General features: G+C 59.9%; 3 protein-coding genes. All 3 read right to left on the minus strand.

The window, feature by feature from the left end; genetic code table 11:
* The coding region (locus ADADOO_RS03950) for a 3'-5' exonuclease (RefSeq protein ID WP_511275201.1) at positions 1–2015 on the minus strand (2015 nt) is incomplete at its 3' end.
* A 69-nt stretch (positions 2016–2084) separates the two neighbouring features.
* The gene (locus ADADOO_RS03955) at positions 2085–2456 is read right to left on the minus strand and encodes a response regulator transcription factor (RefSeq protein ID WP_511275202.1); all 372 of its coding nucleotides are present in this window, start codon (positions 2454–2456) and stop codon (positions 2085–2087) included.
* A partial coding sequence (locus tag ADADOO_RS03960) for an ATP-binding protein (protein ID WP_511275204.1) occupies positions 2453–2668 on the minus strand: 216 nt, incomplete at its 5' end. The genes ADADOO_RS03955 and ADADOO_RS03960, both read right to left, overlap by 4 nt.

Below are 2668 nucleotides of genomic sequence, written 5' to 3' on the forward strand. Positions count from 1 at the left end.
CCGATGGTGATGCCGAGGCGCTCAAGGATGACGTCGAGCTTGTGCGATTCCTGGTTGGGGTGAACGACAGCCGAGAGCAGTAGCGTATCGAGCACGGGTTGGGTGAAACGGATGCCGGTGCGCGCTTCCTTCAGTTGCAGGAAACGCATGTCGAAAGCGGCGTTGTGGGCGATCAGCACGGTGTCTTCGCAGAATTCGTGAAAGGCGGGAAGCACGATGTCGATGTTCGGCTTGCCGCGCACCATGTCCTCGGTAATGCCGTGGATGGGAATGGACTCGGGCTTGAGCGGAATTTCGGGATCGACGATCTGGTTAAAGGTTTCCTGACGGAGCAGCCGATTGTTGACGATGCGGGCAGCGCCGATCTGGATGATTTCATCGCCCTTGGACGGCTCCAGGCCGGTGGTTTCGGTATCGAAGACGGTGTAGGTCAGGTCGGCCAGCTTGCGGTCGAGGTCGATGCTCCGGTCCTCGAACTTGAAGAGGTCGAAATCGTAGTATTCCGGGCGTCCGTTGCCACGGGTGCGCTCTTCCTGATCGTTGTCGACCTCAGGCACCGCGACGGGCAGGACGAAGCGGAAGAAGGCCCGGTGCGCAGCCTTTTCGCGCTCGTACCAGATTTCGCCACCATGCCGGTCGATGACATCACGCAGGCTGAGCGGCGAGCTTTCGCTGCCAATCTGCATAGGTTCCATTTCCCAGGTGTAGAAGGTTTCCGACGACATCGCCGGGCCGGTCCAGATCAGGTCAAGGTAGGCCAGCTTGCCGGCTGATGTCAGGCGAAAGCGCAGTTCGCGCGGTTCGTAATGATCCTGCAGCTTGGAGGCCACACTGACCAGCGCAAAAACGAGTGAGAAGCTGTCGGCCTTAATCCACAGTGCATCGTCGATTTCTTCCGTTTTGCTCGGCAACTTGAGCTTGTCGTCGATGCGCCGCTGGGCGGCAGCCACGATGTCGATGCCGAGAATGTCTTCGAGCGGCCAGCGCGTCTTGATGGCGTCGGAAAACTGACTCATCGTCTGGTCGATGACCAGGCTGCGCTTGGCGACTTCGTCGTCGATCACCCGCAGAAAACGCTCGCGCAACTCGGGCTCCATGTCGGGGTAATCGAGCAGGTTGGCAACCGCCGCCCGGATATTGGCGATCGATGAACGGCTGCCCTGGGTCAGCGAATGCAGCGCCTGGTCGCGGCGCTCTTCTTCTTCGATGCTGCGCGTAATGTTCTCGACGGTCAGCACATAGCCCGACATCGCCGCCTCGCCCTCCTCGCCCGAGGCGGCGAGCACCGGCACCATCTGGGCGCGCAGCAATTGGCCGCCGCGCGTCGTCGTGATGAAATTGGAGATGGCCGTCTTGCCGGCGGTCAGGCGCTGGCGAATGACCTCCTCAGCGTGGTCGACCTGACTTTTTTCGAGAATGGAAAAGATCGAACGACCGAGGCCGATCAGGGCGCCGCCGGCGACCGAGGTCGGCCCTTGCGACAGGGCCTTGAACTGCAGGCGGGCGCGGTTGTTGTAGAGCAGGATGCGGCCATCGAGGTTGCACACGACGACGGCCTGAGCCAGTTCGGACATGAGCGCGGCGAGCCGGTTTTTTTCTGCCTCGACCGAGGCCTTGGCCGTGGCGATCTGGGCATCGACGTCATCCATCAGGACATCGCGCTGCTCGGCCAGATCGTTGGCGGCTTGCGCCAGTTGCTGGACTTCCGGCGGGCCTTCGGCGGTCACCCGAAAATTACGGTTGGCGCCGAGCATCAGGCGCAGCGTTTCGGCCATCCGCAACAGGCCCTCGACATATTGCTTGAACAGCTTGTGCAGCACGCCGACGCCAAGAGCGAAGCCGACCATAGTCATCATCGTCCCGACCGGCAGCCGGGAAACCAGCAGATTGATCAGCAGGGTGCGCTCGGCCTCTTTCATGTCGAGCCAGACGAGCAGCGAGGTGACAACGAACGGCCCGGTCATGAGCAGACCGAGAATGATCACCGCGACGATTAAACGTTGCTTAGCCTTCATGGCATGGGTTCCAACAAATTTGGATTTCGATTTTGGCCGTTATTTCCGGTTGACCGTGGAAACCTGCTTTCAGACGATCCCCAGCATGGTTTTCACCCGGGTCACCAGTTCTTTGGTCGAGAACGGCTTGGTGATGTAGGCATCGGCGCCAATGGCGAGGCCCTTGGCCACTTCGGTGTCGCGCCCCTTGGCGGTGAGCATGACGATCAGCAAACCGTCCAGCGACGGATCGGCGCGCAATGCCTCGCAAACCTCGAAACCGGATTTCTTCGGCATCATGACGTCAAGCAGGACCAGATCCGGCGCGAAACTGGCGACCTTGCTCAGGGCTTCCTCGCCATCGCTGGCAACCGCGACGGCAAAACCTTCTTTTTTCATGAGGAATTCAAGGGAAATGACGATGTTGGGTTCGTCATCGACAATCAGGATTTTCTTGGTCATGCGGTTGGTCTCCCACTGTTATCGTCCGGCGCCGGCAAGGGCACCGTGAAAATGAAGTTCGCTCCGGCTCCGGGCGCACTTTCAACCCAAAGATTACCACCAAAATATTCCACGATCTGGCGGCTGATCGGCAGGCCCAGACCGGTTCCTTGCGGTTTGTCCGTCATCGTGTTGCCACCCTGGCGGAATTTTTCAAAAATGACGCTGCATTC

Origin of the sequence: Azonexus sp. (assembly GCF_036170495.1) — a bacterium.
Taxonomy (GTDB): Bacteria; Pseudomonadota; Gammaproteobacteria; order Burkholderiales; family Rhodocyclaceae; genus Azonexus.